At 56.5% G+C, this 1,394-nt stretch carries 1 rRNA gene; it reads right to left on the bottom strand.

Going from position 1 to position 1,394, the window contains the following annotated elements:
* Nucleotides 1-2: 2 nt before the first annotated feature.
* Nucleotides 3-1,394, bottom strand: a 23S ribosomal RNA gene (locus ACH5AR_RS33840); the annotation flags it as partial.

Here is a 1,394-nt window from a genome sequence, read left to right as displayed (position 1 = left end):
CTGAGGACAAGCCCTCGGCCTATTAGTACCGGTCAACTCCACCCCTCACAGGGCTTCCATATCCGGCCTATCAACCCAGTCGTCTACTGGGAGCCTTACCCTCTCAAGGAGGTGGGAGTGCTCATCTCGAAGCAGGCTTCCCGCTTAGATGCTTTCAGCGGTTATCCCTCCCGAACGTAGCCAACCAGCCATGCCCTTGGCAGGACAACTGGCACACCAGAGGTTCGTCCGTCCCGGTCCTCTCGTACTAGGGACAGCCCTTCTCAACACTCCTACGCGCACAGCGGATAGGGACCGAACTGTCTCACGACGTTCTAAACCCAGCTCGCGTACCGCTTTAATGGGCGAACAGCCCAACCCTTGGGACCTACTCCAGCCCCAGGATGCGACGAGCCGACATCGAGGTGCCAAACCATCCCGTCGATATGGACTCTTGGGGAAGATCAGCCTGTTATCCCCGGGGTACCTTTTATCCGTTGAGCGACGGCGCTTCCACAAGCCACCGCCGGATCACTAGTCCCTACTTTCGTACCTGCTCGACCCGTCAGTCTCACAGTCAAGCTCCCTTGTGCACTTACACTCAACACCTGATTGCCAACCAGGCTGAGGGAACCTTTGGGCGCCTCCGTTACCCTTTAGGAGGCAACCGCCCCAGTTAAACTACCCACCAGACACTGTCCCTGATCCGGATCACGGACCCAGGTTAGACATCCAGCACGACCAGAGTGGTATTTCAACGGCGACTCCACGACAACTGGCGTTGCCGCTTCACAGTCTCCCACCTATCCTACACAAGCCGAACCGAACACCAATATCAAGCTATAGTAAAGGTCCCGGGGTCTTTCCGTCCTGCTGCGCGAAACGAGCATCTTTACTCGTAATGCAATTTCACCGGGCCTATGGTTGAGACAGTCGAGAAGTCGTTACGCCATTCGTGCAGGTCGGAACTTACCCGACAAGGAATTTCGCTACCTTAGGATGGTTATAGTTACCACCGCCGTTTACTGGCGCTTAAGTTCTCAGCTTCGCCCCACCGAAATGGAGCTAACCGGTCCCCTTAACGTTCCAGCACCGGGCAGGCGTCAGTCCGTATACATCGCCTTACGGCTTCGCACGGACCTGTGTTTTTAGTAAACAGTCGCTTCTCGCTGGTCTCTGCGGCCACCCCCAGCTCGGAGTGCAAGACTCGTCACCAGGAATGGCCCCCCTTCTCCCGAAGTTACGGGGGCATTTTGCCGAGTTCCTTAACCATAGTTCACCCGAACGCCTCGGTATTCTCTACCTGACCACCTGAGTCGGTTTGGGGTACGGGCCGCCATGAAACTCGCTAGAGGCTTTTCTCGACAGCATAGGATCATCCACTTCACCACAATCGGCTCGGCATCAGGTCTCAG

The organism is Kitasatospora sp. NPDC018619 (assembly GCF_044391605.1).
Lineage (GTDB): Bacteria > Actinomycetota > Actinomycetes > Streptomycetales > Streptomycetaceae > Kitasatospora.
The sequence above is the reverse complement of the archived record's forward strand: the minus strand, read 5'-3'. Positions and strand labels throughout refer to the sequence as shown.